This window comes from Paenibacillus sp. BR1-192, assembly GCF_029542445.1.
GTDB lineage: Bacteria > Bacillota > Bacilli > Paenibacillales > Paenibacillaceae > Paenibacillus_AQ > Paenibacillus_AQ lautus_A.
In genome coordinates this window covers 2,508,477-2,527,292 of record NZ_CP120718.1, presented here as the reverse complement: position 1 = coordinate 2,527,292, position 18,816 = coordinate 2,508,477, and the positions used below count along the sequence as shown (strand labels likewise).

The window sequence follows — 18,816 nt, the reverse complement described above, 5'->3', positions numbered from 1 at the left end:
TAGGTCTCTCATTAGGATTGTGCGACAGGAGCGATGGGCGCCACCCGCCCGTAAGCCGTTTTAGCTCCTTCAACTGGAGCGGCCCAGAACACGCCATTGGTAATCACCTGCAGAATTTCGGGCTGGTGGTAGACCGGAAACATTTCGTGGCCCGGACGGAAATAAAACAGCTTCCCTCTGCCGCGCCTGTAACAACACCCGCTTCGGAACACTTCCCCGCCTTCAAACCAGGAGACGAACACAAGCTCATCCGGCGCCGGAATTTCGAACCGCTCTCCATACATTTCTTCCCGCGGAATCTCGATATATTCACCCAGCCCCTGCGCAATCGGATGGCTCGGTTCAACGACCCATAAACGCTCGATCTCGCCGTCGTCGCGCCATTTCAGCATCCCGGTGTTCGTGCCAAGGAGCCTGGAGAAGATTTTGGAGCCGTGACCGGAATGCAGCACGATCAATCCCATGCCGTCCAGCACCCGCTGCCGAACCTTCTCGACGATGTCGTCGCGGACCTCGTCATGTGCCAGATGGCCCCACCACAGCAGTACATCCGTGTTCGCCAACCGCTCATCGGTCAATCCGTGATCCGGCTCATCCAGTACGGCGGTGGCTGCTTCCAAACCTTCCACCTGTTCGAGATGATCCGCTATCGCACGATGAATCCCATTCGGATATATGCCGGCTACCTGTTCATTATGTCTCTCATGCCGGTATTCATTCCATACCGTGACTTTGATGTTTCCCATGATTGCTGCCTCCTGTTGGTTTATAGTTGTACATTCATCACTACGAATTCGGATTGTTTCTCCGTTGAAGCTGATCGTATGAATAAAGCCTTTCGTCACCGTTCGAAATCACGCTGCCCCGCAGCATTTCGATCTGCGGGGCAGCTCATGACGATTGCCGTCAATCCTTATTTGACGCTGATATACCGCTGATAAGCTTCCTTGCGGATCTGTACCAGCCGCTCCAGTCCCATATCGTTCAGCTTCTTGACGTACGCGTCCCATTCCGCATCGATGTTGCCTTCGGATATCCATTTTGCGCGGGTCGTGCCGACAAAGCCATCGATATCCGTAGTCAACGTAGGCAGCTCCTGGAATTCTTCGGCGCTGTACATGACGTTCGGGAACGGCGTCGTCACGTAATCGCTGCCCAGCTTGTCGATGACCAGCTTCAACCCGTCGCCCGTGGTCTCATCCAGTATGATGTTTTTCTCGAAGCTCGGGCTTACGTACTTGGGACCGAAATCCCTTACGGATTGCTCCCAGTACCAGGCATCCGCACTCGTTCCCTCCGGCGGACTCATGAGCGTAAACGTTCCGTCGTCGTTCTTCTGAATCACCGTGCCGATGGCTCCCCAGAAATTCTGGATGCTTGCTTCATTGGTGTAGAACTGATCCGCCCAGCGGGCCGAAATTTCCGGATGCTTGTTCGACGTGGTGATGAGAAACTCGTTTCTGCGCAGGCTCATGCCCTCAGGCTCGCCGCCCTGGTACCGTTTTCCGTCAGGACCGGCAATGGATGGAATCGCGATGTATTGATCCTTCCATTTTCCGAATACCGCGTCCGGTACCCATTGGTTGGAGAAACCGATCAGCGCCGCATCCGGGTTCTGATGTTTTGCCGTGGACATGGTGCTGTCCTGCGTGAAGATCTCTTGGTCTATGAGGGCCTTCGGCATACAGCTTATGGGCCCACTTGATCGCTTCTTTGTAGTTCTCCGTCACCGGATAGAACACGGGCTCGTTATCGATGACCATCATGCTGTTTCCGTTGATGTCGGTGATGCCGAACGGATTCAGCAAATCGATGCTGATGTTCCCCGATCCGCTGACCGGAATTTCGTCGGCCTTGCCGTTGCCGTTCGGATCCCCTTCTTTGAACGCTTTGAATACGTTATACAATTCGTCCGTGTTGTCCGGAACGTCCAGCCCGAGCTGATCCAGCCAGGCTTTGTTGATGATCGGCTGGATCGATGCTTTCGGCCTTGACGGCAGCCGCGCCGGCAAGGAATAGATTTTCCCGTCCGGAAAGGTGCTCATCTTTTTCATCTCGGGCGTTTCTTCCAGCGCCGCCTTCAGGTTCGGCATGTATTGATCGATGTAGTCGTCGAGCGGACGGAAATACGACAGGTTGTTGACGATATCGGAATCGCTGAATACGATATCCCCGAAAATGATATCCGGCAGCGTACCGCTCGCCAGCATGATCGATTTTTGCTCGCCCCAATCATTGGAGGACATGATCTGCCAATTGATTTTGACGTTGGTTTCCTTCTCCAAATCCTTGAGCCACTGGTTCTGGAGGAACGTATCCCCCATGTTGCCCCAGCGAACGGTCAGCACGTCCAGCGTAATCGGTTCATTCACGATCGGCAGGCCTTCTTTGTTAAAAGCGGCTTCGGCATCCGGCTTGGCGTCCTCCTTCTTGCCGCCGCTGCAGCCCGCCAGGTTCAACAGCAGGATTGCGGTCAATATGATGACGGCAGCCAGCTTGAGGCGATGTCTCCTTTTTGCATTGTTTGTTCCCATTCCACCATTCCCCCAATACTTATTTTTCATCAATCCATCGCGGTGTTACGACTTGACGGCTCCGATCATCACCCCCTGATTGAAATACTTTTGCACAAACGGATAGATGCACATGATCGGCACCGTGGCGACGATAATGACCGCATAACGCATAATATTGGCCAGACGCAGCGCAATGGCCGCGGCTTCCCCGGTACCCATGGCGGACTGCATCTGGTTGGTGACCAGAATATTGCGCAGTATGAGCTGCAGCGGGTACAGATTCGAATCTTTTAAATAGATCAGGGCGTTGAAATAAGAATTCCAATGACCCACGGCCGTCCATAAGGCGATGACCGAGATGACCGCTTTCGAAAGCGGAATCACGATGGTCACGAAATATCTGAGATTTCCGCAGCCATCCAGCTGTGCCGCCTCCCATAAATCCTCCGGGATGCTGCTCTGGAAAAAGGTCCGCGCCACGATGATGTTGAAGGCGGCAACCGAGAACGGCAGCACCATGACAAGAAACGTATCGTACAGCTGGAAATCGCGGATCGTCATGAAGGTCGGAATCAAGCCGCCGTTAAAGAACATCGTAAAAATAAAGAGCAGCGATATATACTTGCGGCCCACGAGGTCTTTGCGGGACAGCGCGTAAGCTGCGGATATGTTAACCACCAGGCCGATGGCTGTACCCACGATCGTATACACAATCGTATTTCGGTACCCAATCCATATATTAGAGTGCTTCAGCAATTCTTGATAGCCTGCCAGCGTAAAATCCTTAGGCCACAGCCATACCTGTCCATTCGCGACCGCCGCCGGCTCGCTGAACGAAGCGATGACGATGAAGTACAGCGGGTAAATCAGCACGATCAGCATCAAGACGGCGAATACATACAGGCCGATTTCCAGCACCCTGTCGGAAGATCGGGTATGCCTCTGCCGCGGCCCCGTCTTCTCTCTTACTTCCACTACGCCCATAGAACCCTTCCTCTCTTGCGTTACCACAAACTGTTTTCGCTGTATTTTTTCGAAATCTGGTTGACCAGAATCAGCAGAACAAAATTGATGACCGTATTAAACAAATTGATGGCCGACGAGAAGCTGTATTGGCTGCTCAGCATCCCGATTTTGTACACATACGTGGAGATGACCTCGCTGGAGGTAATATTGAGACTGTTTTGCATGAGATAAACCTTCTCGAAGCCGACGCCAAGCAAGCTCCCGATCCGCAAAATAAGCAGCGTTACGACCGTTGGCATCAGCATCGGGATGTCGATGAACCGGATTTTTTGCCATCTGCTTGCCCCGTCCATGGTGGCCGCCTCGTACAAGCTGGGGCTCACCGCAGACAACGCCGCGATATAGATAATGCTGTCCCAGCCCGTATGCTGCCACACGTCCGACCATACGTACACGCTGCTGAACAGGCCGGCCGATCCCATCAGATTCGGCGCTTCCGCACCGAAGAGCCGGAAGATATTCCCGATCAATCCCGAGCCCGGCGAGAACAGAATCAGCATGAGTCCCACCATCACGACCGTCGATATAAAATGCGGCATGTAGGTTACGGTCTGGAAGAAGCGCTTGAACCAATTCTGGCGCATTTGATTGACCATCAAGGCCAGCATGATCGGAATCGGGAACGTCGCAACGCTGTATAAGCTGATGACCAGCGTATTCGTTATGGTGGTCGAGAATTGATAGGAGTTAAAAAACTTCTCGAAATACTTCAGGCCGGCCCAGGGGCTGTCCATAATCCCGAGAGCGGGACTGTAGTCCTTGAATGCGATCAAAATGCCGTACATCGGCACGTAAGAAAACAACAAAACCAGCACTACCGCAGGCAGCAGCAGCAAATACAGGCCCCAATTCTTTCCGATCCGCCCGAGGGTTGGGTGTGTGGTTCTATTCAGTTGGCCTGCTTTCAAATCGATTCCCCTTTCTGTTCGCGTCGTCGTGAATCCGGTATGTCACGTAAGCAATTTCAGTATACTGCGATCCGGCGGCATGATTTGGACCTCATGATGCGCTATCCGGACCTTTGCCTTGTCCATTTCACCGCCGTCCCCGCGTCCTCCGCTCAAACATGCCGGTATTCGGACTTTACGATGTGTTATCCGGACTTTATGGATAATGCCCGAGCGTTCGCTCCTGTTTTTTTCGACGTTTCCATTTATAATATCCTTACCGATATAAAAACGCTTTCATAATATAGGCGAACTGAAAGGAATCACGGCATCCCTATGGTTAAAGCACTGAATAACAAGCCTTATCCCATCCGTCACTATGTGAAAATCATGCTCTTCATCTCGATCTTTGCCCTGGTGGTGGATCTGGTGATCAGCTTCGCCTCCATCTTCATCGTGAAGCAGCAATCCACCCGCTATTTGCAGGATACGGCGAATCTGTACATCCGGCAGATCAATCATGACTTCTCGTATATCAACCATTATATGGGCTGGACGCTCGCGAACGACGAAAGCGTCAAAATCATGGATACCCCCGGCACCGATTACGTGGATTACATTAAGTCGAGCGAAAGAGTGCATAAACGGTTTAATGAGCTTCAAAAAAACTATGGCCAGGAATACAACTTCTTCTTCTATTTAAAAGATCAGGATTTCTTCCAGAACTATGCCCCCATGTCCCTATCGTATACGGAGTTCCAGGAGCTAAAGGAACAGATCGTCTCCCTCACGGATTCCAAAAACGTATACGAAACGTTCTACTCGAACTGGAACCCGATCCTTGTGCAGGACACGCACTACGTCATCAACATCGTGCCCTATCACAACCGTTACTTGATCTGCCTCATCTCCGCAGACGATCTGGTCCGGCCGCTCCAGGAACTGGATTTGGGCGAGGACGGGTTCGTCTCTCTGGTGGATGCCCAAGGAGCCGCCCTTACGAGCCCAGGTGCCGGAGAGGCGGGGGCCAAGCCGCTCGAAGGAGCCAAGGCTTCCTTGTTCAGCCTGTCACAGCCGCGGACTACGGTCACTGAGGGATTCTCGAATGCCTCCTTCAACGTGCAGCTGGTCATCCAGTTCGGCGTGTTCGAGACCATCATGATCGCCCAGCTGCTTATTATGCTGCTGTTCGTGCTGCTCACTTGCACGCTCAGCGTGGTCATGCTGTATTTCAAGAAGAAGGTGTTGAAGCCGATCCAGAATTTCTCGGAAAACGTAAGGCGCATCCACGAGGATAGCGAAAATCTGGATTTCATGAGCAGCGAGATCATCGAGCTCGAGCAGGTGAACTCCCAATTCAAACACCTGATCGAACAGATCAAGAAGTTTAAAATCGATATTTACGAGCAGGAGCTCGAGAAGCAAAGAATCCAGCTCGATTATATGAAGCTGCAGATCAACCCCCATTTTTTCCTGAACTGCCTGACGAACATCTACAGCATGGCGCAAATGCAAATGTTTAAGGAAATCGAATATATGTCGCTGTCCACGTCCAAATATTTTCGTTACATCTTTCAGAGCGGCGATAACCTCGTGCGGCTTGAGGACGAAATCGAGCACGTCCGGATTTATCTGGAGATTCAGAAGCACCGCTACCGCGATGCCTTTTCTTATCATATCGGGCATGAACAAGAGCTTGCCGGCCTCACGATTCCCCCCTGGTGCTCCAGACCTTTATTGAAAACGCGGTGAAATACGCCGTATCCAGAGATCGGGTGCTCCAAATTCGCCTGACCGTCTGTTTGCGGGTGGAGGACGATAAGCCTTATGCGGTCATCCGGATCTCCGATACCGGTCCCGGCTTTCCGGAAGACGTATTGGATAAGCTGGCAAACGGCAAGCCGCTGGATCAAAGCGAAGGGAAACACATCGGGATCATGAACACCCTTCAGCGGCTGGAGCTGCTCTACCAACATCGGGCGCAGGTGGAATTTTCGAACCCGGAAGGCGGCGGTGCCAGCGTCGCACTAACGCTGCCCCAGCCATTGCAGGAAAGGAGAGGAGACATTCGATGAATGTATTGCTGGTTGATGACGATTATTTTGTCGTGGCCGCGCTGGAAAAGAAGATTGATTGGAAGGCACTCTCGATCGAACAAGTCCATACCGCATACAGCGTGGCGCAGGCAAGGGAGATTCTGCAGAGTCATTCCGTTCAGATCCTCATTTGCGACATCGAAATGCCGCAGGGCAGCGGACTGGAGCTTCTCGCCTGGATACGCGAGGAACAATACGGCATACAGACGATTTTCCTGACCAATTACGCCGATTTCAACTATGCGCAGAAAGCGATTGAGCTGCAAAGCTTCGACTATTTCCTGAAGCCGATTGAATTCGATAAGCTCAGCCTCATCATCTCCAAGGCCGTGTACAAAGCTAAGGAACAGCAAAGCGACCAGGAAGCGATACAGGACGGGCAGCTGTGGAAGAAAAACCAAAGAAAGCTGCAAGAGCACTTCTGGAGCAAGCTGATCAAGGAAAAAAAAGCTTCGTCGGACCGTGCGGCCATCGCCGGGTATATCGCGGAGCAGAATCTGTCCTATGCGATGTCGGATTTGTTTCTCCCCCTGCTGATCACGATTTTTCCGTATGATCAAAGCTTGGGCAAAGAAGACAAGGACCTGTTTGATTACGCGTTTCTCAACGTGCTGTCCGAATTGTTCCAGTATCCGCTCTTTACGGTCGAGACCGTCATGGAGTATAGGGATTACGAATGGATGGTCATGCTGAAATGGAATCATCCTCCGGATACCGCGGTCATTGAATCCATCTGCACGTCCTTCATTGAGAAAGCCAACCGGTTCCTTCGGAGCGATGCGTGCTGCAACGTCTCGGTCTCGGCGGCTTTGGAGGGGATCAACAAATCCATACGGGACCTGCTGCAAATGAACGAGGACATGATCAAGAAGCGCAACCAGATCATGTTTCTGGAACGGCATTCGCTGCAAGAAGCCGCGTATACCCCTCCCCCGCTCCAAGACTGGGAGGCGCTGCTTGCCGAAAACAACCCGGCCGCCTTTCTCGAAGAAACTCGCCGGTACCTGCAGAATTTGGCCAAGAGCGGCGTCCACAGCGCTTCGGTGCTGCGTTTATTCCGCTTGGATATGGTGCAGCTCGTGTACTCCTACCTGAAGGGCAAAGAGATCCAGGCTCATAAGCTGTATACCGGCAAAACCAATGATCAGTTATTTCTGCAGTCGTTAAACTCGATTGAAGACATGGAAAAATACATGGCGTATCTCGTCCGCACGGCAGCCGAATATCAAGCCTACGCCGGCCATTCCCATACCGTGGTGGAGGAAATCAAGCATTATATCGGGTGCCATTACGGAGAGGAGCTGACGCGAACGACCCTGGCGGAAATCGTCTTTCTGAACCCGGATTATTTGGCCCGCGTCTTTAAGAAAGAAACGGGCGTATCTTTAGGCACTTATATCATTCAGGCCCGCATCCGGGCGGCCAAACATCTGTTGGAATCGACTCCGTTGTCCGTGTATCAGATTGCGGCGAAGGTCGGATACGCCAACTATTCCTACTTCTCGAAGCTGTTCAAGCAGGATACGGGCTGGGCGCCCAGCGACTACAGGCGGGTGCTGCAAGGCGGAGGCAGCGGGAAGGTGGATCACGCAAAATAACCGCAGCATGCACTGGCAATCCATGAAGAATTGGCAGGTAGACGAAGTCAACATAAAAAGTACCGCAGCCTCAAGCACAATCGCTTAGCGGCCGCGGTACTTTTTTTTAGATATTCTTTCAATAAGTGCTGTCCTTCGTCAGGTTACGCAGGGTAAATGTCGAAATCCTTCAGCGTTTCGCCCGTTCTGGCGGATTCAAACACCGCTTCGATCAGGTTCAGGACGCGCAGCACTTCCTCGTTCTTCACGATCGGTTCTGCCTCGCCCCGGGTCACGGCCGCAAAGTTATCGAAGAAGCTGCTGGATTGACGGTACGGCTCCGGCAGGGCACCCGTAATGGTAGCTTCTTCGGAAGGAGGGGCCATCGTTTTGGTCAAGCCTACCCCGGCTTGAATCGGCTTCGGCTCCACTTTCGCGGCATCCTGATTCCGGGTAACGACTCTTCCGTTTAACGACCAGTCCTCAATAATGCCGGTTCCCTCGGTTCCTTTGACATACCAGCGTGGAAGCGTAATGAAATTCGTCGTTCCCACTTCGATCAGAACCGATACGCCGTTCTCGAATTCGATGACCGATTCAAAGCCGTCATCCACCTCATCGCCGAGAATAAAGCTCAAGCGGCTGCTCAGGCTGGTCATCCGGCTGTCCACCATGAACAGGATCTGGTCCAGCAAATGCACGCCCCAGTCCAGCAGCATGCCGCCGCCGTGGGCTTCCAGATGGCGCCAGTCGCCCGGAATGCCGTTCGCCCCGTGCACCCTGGATTCGATACGGAACAAATCGCCAATCGTCTTTTCGTTGTACATTTGCTTAATCGTCAGGAAGTCCTCGTCCCAGCGGCGGTTCTGGTGGACCATCAGCACCCGTCCGGCCGCATCGGCAGCGGAGACCATGTCCTTAAAGTCGCTTACGGACAATGTTACCGGCTTCTCGCAGATGACGTGCTTGCCGGCCGCAAACGCCTGAAGGGCCAGCTCCTTATGCACGTCGTTCGGCGTTGCAATGAGCACCACGTCAACCGCGGCATCGTTCAACACCTGCTCATAACTCTCGTAGGCAGCATACCCGTCCTCCCGGGACGCCTTCCTGCGCTCTTCCAGAATATCGTAGGTTCCGGTCACCTCAAGAAACGCGTTGTCCTTAATCAGCTTGGCATGGTAGCTGCCCATTCCGCCGTAGCCCACGATCACGATCGCTTGTTTTCTTTTTTCCGTCGTCATAGATACATAGCTCCTTTTTTACATCTAAGCAGTAAACGCATACACAACCATTATAATATCATATGCGAAATAACTGTTCTCTTTTACGATATTGTATTCCTGCTGCCATCGCAAGGCTGTGAGTTACATCGCAGTCCGGAATGGAATGAGCAGGATGGCAAAAAAAAGCGTTACCCTGCTTCTATCGCAGGGCAACGCTTCTTGATTTTCGCGAGTTATTCCTTCACGACCAGCTTCAGCGGTGCCGCGATATTCGCTTCCACCTCTTTGCCCTGCAGCACGTCCTTGGCTGCGCCGACGGCGAGCTGACCGATCAGTTCGGGCTGCTGGGCTACCGTTGCCGTCAGATTGCCGGCTTCGATGGACTTCAGCGCATCGTCGTTGCCGTCAAAGCCGATGACCATGATGTCTTTGCCCGAGCTTTGAATCGCTTCGATTGCGCCCAGGGCCATTTCGTCATTGTGGGCAAATATCGCTTTGGCGTCCGGATTGCCCTGCAGCAGATTTTCCGTCACGGTAAGACCTTTGGTCCGGTCAAAATCCGCCGCTTGCTTCGCGACCACGTTCAGCTGCTCATCCGCGATATCATGGAAGCCCTTGCCCCGTTCGCGGGTCGCGGAAGCGCCCGGAACGCCTTCGAGTTCAATGACCTTCGTATCTTTGCCCAACTGCTCCACGATATATTCGGCCGCCATTTGTCCGCCCTTCACGTTATCCGAGGCGACCAGCGCAGCGACCTCGCCTTGATCCGCCGAACGGTCCAGCGTGATGACCGGAATGCCCAGGCTGTTCGCCGTTTGAACCACGGTCGAGATCGCGGACGAATCCGTCGGGTTAATCAGCAGTGCATTGACGCCCTGCTGAATCAGGTCGTCGACGTCATTGCTCTGCTTGGCTGAGTCGTTCTGCGCGTCAACGACAACGACCTCCATTCCCTGCTTCGCCGCTTCGGCGACGACGCCATCCTTCAAGGAGACGAAGAACGGATTATTCAAGGTGGAGATGGAAAGACCGATCTTGATGTCTTTGACGTCCCCGCCGGCTTTGGGCTTCGCCCATTCCGGCGGCTCCAGGGAACAGCCCGTGATGAAGATCAGCATGAGTGATACGAGCAGCAAAGTTGTTTTTTTCATCGTTCATTCTCCCCCTTAAGCCGATTTCTTGCGGTCGAGCAGTACGGCAATCGCAATCACGACACCTTTGACAACCATTTGATAGAATGAGTTCACGCCGAGCAGGTTGAGCCCGTTGTTCAGAATTCCGATGATCAGCACCCCGATCAGCGTGCCGACAATTCGGCCGCGTCCGCCGGTCAGGCTTGTACCGCCCAGCACAACGGCTGCGATGGCATCCAATTCATAGGAGGTACCCGCAGTCGGCTGCGCGGAATTCAAACGGGAGGTCAGAATCGCGCCCGCCAGCGCGGACAGCATCCCTGCCAGGGAATAAATCATAATCTTTACGCGCGGTACCTTAATGCCGGATACAAGCGATGCCTTTTCGTTACCGCCGATGGCATACGTTTTGCGGCCAAACGACGTTTTATGCAGGATGACCCACAGCACGGCAAACGTGATGATCATCGTAATGGCCGGCACGGGAATGCCCAGCAGGTATCCTCGGCCGAACAATTGGAAGACAAGGCTGTCGCCAAGCCCGGTAATCGGATTACCGTTCGTATAAACCAGCGTAAGTCCCCGGAATATCGTCATGGTAGCCAAGGTGGCGATAAACGGCGCCATTTTCCCCTTGGTGATCATGAGACCGTTGATCATGCCCATCACGCCGCCAAGCGCAACGCCGATGATGATCGAGAGAATCGGGTCAAACCCGGCCACCATCATATTGGCGACAAATGCGCTGGAGAGCGCGAGAATCGAACCGACCGACAGGTCAATGCCGCCCGTCAAGATAACAAACGTCATACCGAAAGCAATCAATGCGTTAATCGATACCTGACGCAGCAGGTTCAGAATGTTAAGCGGTTCCAAGAAGCTTGGATTCAGGACGGAAACGATGACGATCAGAATGATCAGTCCGAGCAGCGGACCGAGCTTTTGCGTCAAACCTGAGACCTTGAACCCTTTTTCCGCCTTGGCATCGTTAATAGTTGTCATATTACTGTCCCCCTGTAGCTAGAGTCATGATGTGTTCCTGCGTGGCTTGTTCGCGGTCCAGCTCACCGGATATCTTACCCTCGTGAACGACGAGAATCCGGTCGCTCATCCCGAGCACCTCCGGCAGCTCCGACGAAACCATCAGAATCGCCACGCCGCGTTCGGTCAGCTCATTCATCAGCTGGTAAATTTCGCGCTTCGCTCCTACGTCCACGCCGCGAGTCGGCTCGTCCAGGATGAGCACGCTCGGCCCAATGCCGATCCATTTGGCGATAACCACCTTCTGCTGGTTACCCCCCGACAGATTGCGGGCGTGCGTTTCGGATGAATGGGTCTTGATCTGCAGCCGCTTCGTCAAGGTATCCACGAAATCCTGCTCCTTCTTCCCGGAGATGAATCCTCTGGATGAGAAGCTGAACAGGTTGGGCAGCGCCATATTTTCACGGACCGAGAAATCCAGCACCAGCCCTTCATCCTTGCGGTCCTCCGTTATGAATCCAATGCCGTGTTTCACGGCATCATCCGGCTTCTTGATATGAACCTTCTTGCCGCGCACCCAGATTTCCCCGCTGTCCAGCGGGTCCAGCCCGAAGATCGCTCGCATCATCTCGGTGCGCCCCGCGCCCATCAAACCGGATACGCCTACGATCTCGCCCGCTCGGACCGAGAAGCTCACATTCTCGAACCGGCCCTTGCCGGTAATATTCTTCACTTCCAGCACCGGTTCGCCCGGAGACGGATGCCGCGCGGGATATCGCTCGGTCAGCTCCCGGCCGACCATCTTTTTGACGACTTCGTCAAAGTTGGTTTCGGGAATCGGCTTGGTGTCCACGGATTTGCCATCCCTCATGACCGTGATCCGGTCGCAGATCGTGAAGATCTCCTCCATGCGGTGGGAAATGTAAACGATGGATACGCCCTGCTTTTTCAACGAGCGGATGACGCCGAACAGCTTCTCGATTTCCCTTTCGGTCAGTGCCGCCGTGGGCTCGTCCATAATGATGACTTTCGCTTTGGTCATGAGCGCTTTGGCGATCTCAATCATCTGCTGCTGGCCGACGGAGCATTCCCCTGCCTCCTGCGTCAACGGTATCGTCACCGCCAATTTGCCGAACTGTTCCTTCGCAAGCGCCTTCATTTGTTTCATGTTGAGGAATCCCAGGCCGGATGTCATCTCCTTGCCGATAAACAAGTTATCCAGAACCGTCATCTCCGGCCAGATGTTGAGCTCCTGGTGGATGAAGGCAACGCCTCTCTCTTCGGCTTCCTTCGGGTTCGCAAAATAGGTTTCCTGACCGTCGATCAAGATCTTGCCCTCATCCCGGCTGTGAAGCCCGGTTAAAATATTCATCAGCGTCGATTTGCCCGCGCCGTTCTCTCCCATCAGGGCATGAACCTCTCCTTCCCGGAGATCAAAGTCCACGCCCGCCAGCACCCGGTTCGTGCCAAAGGATTTATGGATATTCGTCATCTGAATGTTCATGGTGCTTCCTCCTCTTTAACCGAAATGAACGCCGGCCTGCAAAATGCAGTTCGCATAGGGCTTGGCTTCGCCTGTACGGATAACCGCCTTGGCGTTTCGAGTCCGTTCCTTGAACTGCTCGTGCGTGCAAGCCTCGATCTCGCAATCCTGAAATTGTTCCTCTATATCATGCAGTGTTTCCTTATTCTCCCGCTTCATTTCTTCAGCAATGACGATTTTTTCAACGACCATATCGTCGGCGATCGCCTCCACCACCTCCATAAAGCTCGGCGTCCCCAGCGTTAGCGCCAGGTCGATCTTCGGAACGCCTGGAGGAACCGGAAGGCCAACGTCCCCGACCACGATGGTATCGGTGTGCCCCAGATCCGCCAGCACTTTCGCGATGTGGCTGTTCAGCATGCCGTTCTTCTTCATGGTCAAAGGCTCCCTTCCACTTCGAGGCGCGACGGCATTCCGCCCTGCGCTCCGAACTTCATGACCGACAAGGAAGCGGCGCGGTTCGCGAATCTGAGGCTGTCGGTCAGGCTCATGCCCTCGGCCAGCGCCACGGCGAATGCGCCGTTGAATGTATCGCCGGCACCCGTCGTATCCACGGCTTCAACCTTGTAGCCCGGAACCACGACCTCTTGCATACCGTCAAAATAACGAACGCCCTTTTTCCCTTCCGTTACGATGAGTTTATTCGGATACCGGCGCAGCACGTCGCCGAGCGGCTCGTCATGAAACAGGATAGCGGCTTCATGTTCGTTTGGCGTAATGTATGCCGCCCGTTCTATAACGACGCTCGGCACCGGACGGGCAGGAGCGGGGTTCAGCATCAATGGCACCTGATACTTGGCGCATATCGCACTCACGTGCACCACCGTTTCTTCCGGAATCTCCTGCTGAATCAACACGATATCCGCCGCCTGGATTGCCTTTTCCGCCTGATCTACGTATTCCGGAGTGATCCGATCATTGGCAGCCTTCACCACCACGATGCTGTTGTCTCCCTCTGCCAAAATGATGTGCGCCGTGCCACTTTCCATACCTGTAACCGGTTCCACATAATCCGTAAGAACACCATTCGACTGCAAATTGCTCAAAATCGTTTCGCCGAAGGAATCGTCACCGACGCAGCCAACCATCGTCACCTCTGCACCCAGCCTTGCCGCCGCGACGGCCTGGTTGGCTCCCCTTCCCTCCGGGCACCGTCTTAAAGCTGTCGCCCAGCACCGTCTCTCCCGCGCCGGGGCGCTTGGCGGAGGTCACCACCAAGTCCATCGACGCGCTTCCGATTACCACGATTTTTGCCATCACGATTCCACCTTTCTCGTTGTCTGCCGCTCTATGAATTCTACCGAGAATTCGATATTGCTTTTCTCTATGCGCTGCCCTTCGATAAGTCCGATAAGCAATCTGGCCGCTTCCCGGCCCATTTCGTACGCCGGCTGATGAATCGTTGACAGCGGCGGGGCCAGCAGCCTGCTGAGCAGAATATCGTCAAATCCGATAATTTGTACGTCTTCCGGCACCCTTTTCCCCAGCCGAAACGCTTCCTTCACCACGGCGGATGCCATAATATCGTTACTCGCGATTATGCCATCCGTGTCCGGATATTCGCTGAACACTTTCTGGGCGAATTCTTCGGCATCGGTTAAAGAAAACGATGTCGTCTTCAGCACTTGGTACGCAGCCGCCTGTTGCTCCAGAACCTCGACAGCTCCTTCAAAACGTTCCTGTGCAGGCCGCACATCCGCCGGACCTTGAATTACCGTTATGGCTTTACTCCCTCGCCGTACGATTTCCTCAGCCGCTATTCTTCCTCCCTGACGGCCATCCGCGTACACGGAAGGGCGGTCCGACGAGGTGCGGTCGAGAAACACGACGGGAATGTTCAGTCCCGTATACATGTCGGCATCCGGATCGTTGGTCGATGATATGACGCCAACCACATTATTCTGGACAAACGTCTGAATGTACTCCATTTCCTTCTTCTTGCTCTCGTCGCTGTTTCCGAAAATCAATCGGTAATCATTCTCCTGCATCTCGTCCTCTACCCCGCGGGCAAGCTGCGGGAAATAAGGGTTCATGATGTCGGGAAGCAAAAGTCCTATCAATTTGGATTTCCTCTTGTATAAAGAACGCGCCACTTCATTCGGCGTGTAATTCAGCTCTCGAATGCTCTGTTCCACCTTGGACCTGGTGTCCTCATGCACGTAACCGTTTCCATTTAAAACCCGCGAAACCGTGGCTACGGATACGCCCGCCTGATTCGCCACATCCTTGATCGTTGCCATACCGTCATCACCTCATTCATGTGTAACCGGTTACAGGTATAAGATATCACATCTCTTTTCAACGTGCAAGCTTTTAGGGAATGGAATATTCTTGTACCGGCACTGGCAAGCTGGCCTTCAGCAACTGCCATGTCCGGCAATAAATTACGGTATTCTTACAAATCCCCTTACTGGATTTTACATCCGGCTCCTATACTCAAGGCTGTAAGGCCAAGCTGGAAAGTGAGGTAAAACATGATGATGGAAAAAGAATTCACGCTTCCTTCTCCGGGGCACTCTCTATCGCCGAACGTCAACGAGCCGGAGGTATCAACCGCGGCGAAACCCGTCTCGATCAAGAGAACAAGGCGCAGAGAAATTCTGCTCGCTTATGCATGTTTAGCGCCTTCGCTGCTCATATTCGGCCTGTTCTTATTCTACCCGCTGCTCAAGTCGGTTTATCTTAGCCTGTTCCTGACCGATCCGCAAGGCCGGGTAGCGGAATTCGTAGGATTCGACAACTTCAGGGAAATACTGGCCTCCGACATGTTCTATACAAGCTTTGGCAATACCCTGCTGTTCATCGTGCTGACGGTTCCGACCGGCATGGCGGCTGCGATTCTGCTGGCTGCCCTGACGCACAACAAACTCAAGGGCATGAAAATATTCCGCTTTATCTTCTCGCTTCCGATGGCCGTGTCCGTCGGTACCGGCTCGATGATCTGGATGATTCTATACCATCCGACCTTAGGCATACTGAATTATTTTCTGACGCTGCTCGGCACGCAGCCCGTCCAATGGCTTACCGATCCGAAATGGGCCATGATCTCCGTCGCGCTTATGACCGTCTGGATGAATCTTGGATTCAACTATATCCTGATGCTGAGCGGCATGCAGGGCGTGTCCGAGGATATCTATGACAGCACCAAGATTGACGGCTCCGGTCCGCTGAGAACGTTCTTCCGGATTACGATGCCGCTAATCTCCCCTACGTTATTCTTCACGTCCGTCGTATCGGTTATCGGTGCCTTCCAAGCATTCGGGCAAATCAACATCCTCACCAAAGGCGGTCCGATGAACAGCACCAACGTCATGGTATTCAACATCTACCAGGATGCCTTCGTCAATTTTCGCTTCGGCATCGGCAGCGCGCAGGCCCTCATCCTGTTTGCCATCATTCTGCTGCTGACCGTCTTTCAATTTAAATTCGTCGAGAAGAAGGTGCATTACCAATGAACATGCGTCTCATGCCCAAAAGCTTCATCTACATCGCGCTGCTTCTCGGTTCGTTGGCCGTTCTTTTCCCGCTCCTATATACCTTGTCGACATCGCTGATGAGCGAGGCCGAATCGGCCGTCTATCCGCCGCCTCTGCTTCCCGAAGCCGTCAATCTGTCCAACTTCGCCAAGGTGATCGATACGATTCCTGTCCTTACCTTTATCGGAAACAGCCTGGTTGTCTCCATTGCCATCATGCTCGGACAGATCGTGACCGCAAGTCTGGCAGCATACGCTTTCGCCTTCCTGCGATTTCCGGGAAAAACGCTGCTGTTCAGCCTCTTTCTCGCGACGATGATGATCCCGTGGGAGGTGATCATGATTCCGAATTACTTGACGGTCAAAAGCCTGAACTGGCTGGACACCTATCAAGGGCTCATCATTCCATTTCTGGCCACGGCCTTCGGAACCTTCCTGCTCAGGCAGACCTTCCTGCAGCTGCCGAAGGAGCTGTTTGAAGCGGCCCGCGTGGACGGCTGCGGACATGTCCGCGTTTTCCTGAGCATGGTGTTGCCGTTATCCATCCCCGGAATCGCCACGCTGGGGGTCTACTCGTTCCTGAATAATTGGAACATGTACCTGTGGCCGCTTCTGACAACCAACCGGGTCGAGATGCGAACCGTCCAAATCGGGATCGGCATGCTGCAGTTCGAAGAGATGAACTCATGGAATCTGATACTCTCCGGCGTGCTCCTGCTGCTGCTGCCTTCCCTGCTGCTGCTTGCGCTCGGGCTGAAACCCCTTGTGCGCGGCATCACCGCAGGTGCTTTGAAGGGCTAATGGCCACGATGCCGACCCAGTAGACCATATTGGATCAGCCTTGCGTGCCGGTTATCGATATCAAACGGGCTCACGCAATTTCTGATAGATCAAACCATACTTTATTTTCAAAAAGGGAGAGATTAACCGATCATGAAACGTTATGGTAAAAGGTCCTTCGCGATGCTCCTGCTTTCCTGCTTCATGCTGATCAGCTCCGCTTGCAGCAATACGCCAGCCGCCGGAGAAACGACCGTTGCCGCCGGCAGCGAACCTGCCAAGGAACCTGTTAAGGTCGTTTGGTGGCATTCCATGAGCGGCGAGCTCGGAACCGTTGCGGACAAGCTGATTTCCGATTTTAACGCAGCCCACCAGGATATTCAGGTAGAGGGCGTGTTTCAAGGCACGTACGATGAAAGCTTGAACAAGCTGAAGGCTTCGTTGGGATCGAACAGCGGACCGACCATGATTCAGGTGTACGAAATCGGCAGCCGTTTCATGATGGACACCAAGGCGATCCGTCCGGTTCAAGACTTCATGGATGCTGAAGCATACGACATTTCCTCCTTGGAACCGAATATCAAAAATTATTATACATTCGACGACAAATTGTATTCGATGCCGTTCAACTCCTCCAACCCGATCCTTTACTACAACAAAGATGCCTTTAAAGCGGCAGGTCTGGATCCGGAAAATCCTCCAAAAACCTACGAAGAGGTAGCGAAAGCGGCTAAAGCGCTAACGAAAGGCGGCCAAACCGGCGCATCCTTCGCAATATACGGCTGGTTCATGGAGCAATTCCTTGCGAACCAAGGCGTTGAGCTGCTGAACAACGGCAACGGCCGCACTTCTCCGGCAACCGCTTCGCAAGTCAACAACGCCGCTGCCGTGAAAACGCTGGAATGGTGGAAGCAAATGCTGGACGATAAAGTCCTGCTGAACCTGGGACGTAAAACGGATGACACCAAAAAAGCCTTTGCAGCCGGCCAAGTCGCCATGACGCTGGACTCCACGGCTTCGCTCCGGGGAATCGTCAGCGCAGCGGAAGGCAAATTCGAAGTCGGCACGGCTTTCCTGCCCAAACCGGCTGACGGCGGCGAAGGCGGCGTTATCATCGGCGGTGCAAGCCTGTGGCTGATGAACAACAAATCGGAAGAAGAGCAGCAGGCCGCCTGGGAATTCATGAAGTATTTGGCCGAGCCGCAAACCCAAGCCTACTGGCATGTCAACACGGGTTACTTCCCGGTCACGACCAAAGCTTACGAAGAATCCCTGGTAAAAGAAAACCTGGAGAAATATCCTCAATTCCAGACGGCGGTGGATCAACTGCATCAAACGACCGCCAACCTGGCAACGCAGGGCGCTGTCATGGGCGTGTTCCCTGAGGCCCGCCAGCTGACGGAAACGGCCATCGAGGAAGTGCTGAACGGTCAGAAAACACCGCAGGAAGCATTGGATAAAGCTGCCCAGGAGATCAGCTCCAAGATCGAGACCTATAATAAAACGGTAAAATAAACGTCGGGCATGCCGCGTAAGCATGCGATAAAACCTAATTCGAATTGCAGTCATTTCATTAACA

15 protein-coding genes and 2 pseudogenes are annotated in these 18,816 nt (G+C 53.5%); 6 read left to right on the top strand and 11 right to left on the bottom strand.

The window, feature by feature from the left end:
* Positions 1–11: 11 nt before the first annotated feature.
* The 4 genes and pseudogenes from P0X86_RS11095 to P0X86_RS11080 all read right to left on the bottom strand — a co-directional run bounded on the left by P0X86_RS11095 (position 12) and on the right by P0X86_RS11080 (position 4,450).
* A complete protein-coding gene (locus P0X86_RS11095) occupies positions 12–746 on the bottom strand; it encodes a ThuA domain-containing protein (RefSeq protein ID WP_096773184.1) in 735 nt (244 codons plus the stop codon).
* 167 nt (positions 747–913) lie between these two features.
* Positions 914–2,534: pseudogene (locus P0X86_RS11090) on the bottom strand (extracellular solute-binding protein).
* 45 nt (positions 2,535–2,579) lie between these two features.
* The gene (locus P0X86_RS11085) at positions 2,580–3,500 is read right to left on the bottom strand and encodes a carbohydrate ABC transporter permease (protein ID WP_277748516.1); all 921 of its coding nucleotides are present in this window, start codon (positions 3,498–3,500) and stop codon (positions 2,580–2,582) included.
* A gap of 20 nt (positions 3,501–3,520) precedes the next feature.
* Positions 3,521–4,450: an ABC transporter permease gene (locus P0X86_RS11080; RefSeq protein ID WP_096773181.1), complete on the bottom strand. Its 930-nt coding sequence runs from the start codon at positions 4,448–4,450 to the stop codon at positions 3,521–3,523.
* Positions 4,451–4,765: 315 nt separating this feature from the next.
* Here P0X86_RS11080 and P0X86_RS11075 point away from each other — a divergent pair, with 315 nt between their 5' ends.
* From P0X86_RS11075 to P0X86_RS11065, 3 genes are read left to right on the top strand one after another with little or no spacing between them, the layout of a single operon-like run.
* Positions 4,766–6,181 (top strand): sensor histidine kinase, encoded by a 1,416-nt coding sequence (locus P0X86_RS11075; RefSeq protein WP_277748515.1) that lies wholly within the window; start codon positions 4,766–4,768, stop codon positions 6,179–6,181.
* Positions 6,151–6,504 carry a sensor histidine kinase gene (locus P0X86_RS11070; RefSeq protein ID WP_277748514.1) on the top strand — a complete coding sequence of 118 codons (354 nt, stop codon included), beginning with the start codon at positions 6,151–6,153 and terminating at the stop codon, positions 6,502–6,504. The genes P0X86_RS11075 and P0X86_RS11070 overlap by 31 nt, the downstream gene beginning before the upstream one ends.
* The gene (locus tag P0X86_RS11065) at positions 6,501–8,123 is read left to right on the top strand and encodes a response regulator (RefSeq protein ID WP_277748513.1); all 1,623 of its coding nucleotides are present in this window, start codon (positions 6,501–6,503) and stop codon (positions 8,121–8,123) included. The genes P0X86_RS11070 and P0X86_RS11065 overlap by 4 nt, the downstream gene beginning before the upstream one ends.
* A gap of 143 nt (positions 8,124–8,266) precedes the next feature.
* Here P0X86_RS11065 and P0X86_RS11060 read toward each other — a convergent pair whose 3' ends face one another.
* The 7 genes and pseudogenes from P0X86_RS11060 to P0X86_RS11030 form a co-directional block, all read right to left on the bottom strand.
* Positions 8,267–9,343, bottom strand: coding sequence for a Gfo/Idh/MocA family protein (locus P0X86_RS11060; RefSeq protein ID WP_096773178.1), 1,077 nt, complete (start codon positions 9,341–9,343; stop codon positions 8,267–8,269).
* A gap of 215 nt (positions 9,344–9,558) precedes the next feature.
* The gene (rbsB, locus tag P0X86_RS11055) at positions 9,559–10,476 is read right to left on the bottom strand and encodes a ribose ABC transporter substrate-binding protein RbsB (RefSeq protein ID WP_096773177.1); all 918 of its coding nucleotides are present in this window, start codon (positions 10,474–10,476) and stop codon (positions 9,559–9,561) included.
* Between the two features lie 15 nt (positions 10,477–10,491).
* Positions 10,492–11,460, bottom strand: coding sequence for a ribose ABC transporter permease RbsC (rbsC, locus tag P0X86_RS11050; RefSeq protein ID WP_119849141.1), 969 nt, complete (start codon positions 11,458–11,460; stop codon positions 10,492–10,494).
* A gap of 1 nt (position 11,461) precedes the next feature.
* Positions 11,462–12,943 (bottom strand): sugar ABC transporter ATP-binding protein, encoded by a 1,482-nt coding sequence (locus P0X86_RS11045; protein ID WP_192572534.1) that lies wholly within the window; start codon positions 12,941–12,943, stop codon positions 11,462–11,464.
* 15 nt (positions 12,944–12,958) lie between these two features.
* Positions 12,959–13,357, bottom strand: coding sequence for a D-ribose pyranase (gene rbsD, locus P0X86_RS11040; protein ID WP_096773175.1), 399 nt, complete (start codon positions 13,355–13,357; stop codon positions 12,959–12,961).
* Positions 13,358–13,359: 2 nt separating this feature from the next.
* A pseudogene (rbsK, locus tag P0X86_RS11035) lies at positions 13,360–14,239 on the bottom strand (ribokinase).
* Entirely contained in the window at positions 14,239–15,222 is a 984-nt protein-coding gene (locus tag P0X86_RS11030) for a LacI family DNA-binding transcriptional regulator (RefSeq protein WP_192572536.1), read from the bottom strand. The pseudogene rbsK and the gene P0X86_RS11030 overlap by 1 nt, the downstream one beginning before the upstream one ends.
* A gap of 234 nt (positions 15,223–15,456) precedes the next feature.
* Here P0X86_RS11030 and P0X86_RS11025 point away from each other — a divergent pair, with 234 nt between their 5' ends.
* From P0X86_RS11025 to P0X86_RS11015, 3 genes are all read left to right on the top strand, one after another.
* On the top strand, positions 15,457–16,437 hold the full coding sequence (locus tag P0X86_RS11025; protein ID WP_096773173.1) for a carbohydrate ABC transporter permease: 981 nt from the start codon (positions 15,457–15,459) through the stop codon (positions 16,435–16,437).
* A complete protein-coding gene (locus P0X86_RS11020) occupies positions 16,434–17,258 on the top strand; it encodes a carbohydrate ABC transporter permease (RefSeq protein ID WP_009592559.1) in 825 nt (274 codons plus the stop codon). The genes P0X86_RS11025 and P0X86_RS11020 overlap by 4 nt, the downstream gene beginning before the upstream one ends.
* Positions 17,259–17,390: 132 nt before the next feature.
* A complete protein-coding gene (locus P0X86_RS11015) occupies positions 17,391–18,752 on the top strand; it encodes an ABC transporter substrate-binding protein (protein ID WP_277748512.1) in 1,362 nt (453 codons plus the stop codon).
* Positions 18,753–18,816: the final 64 nt, after the last annotated feature.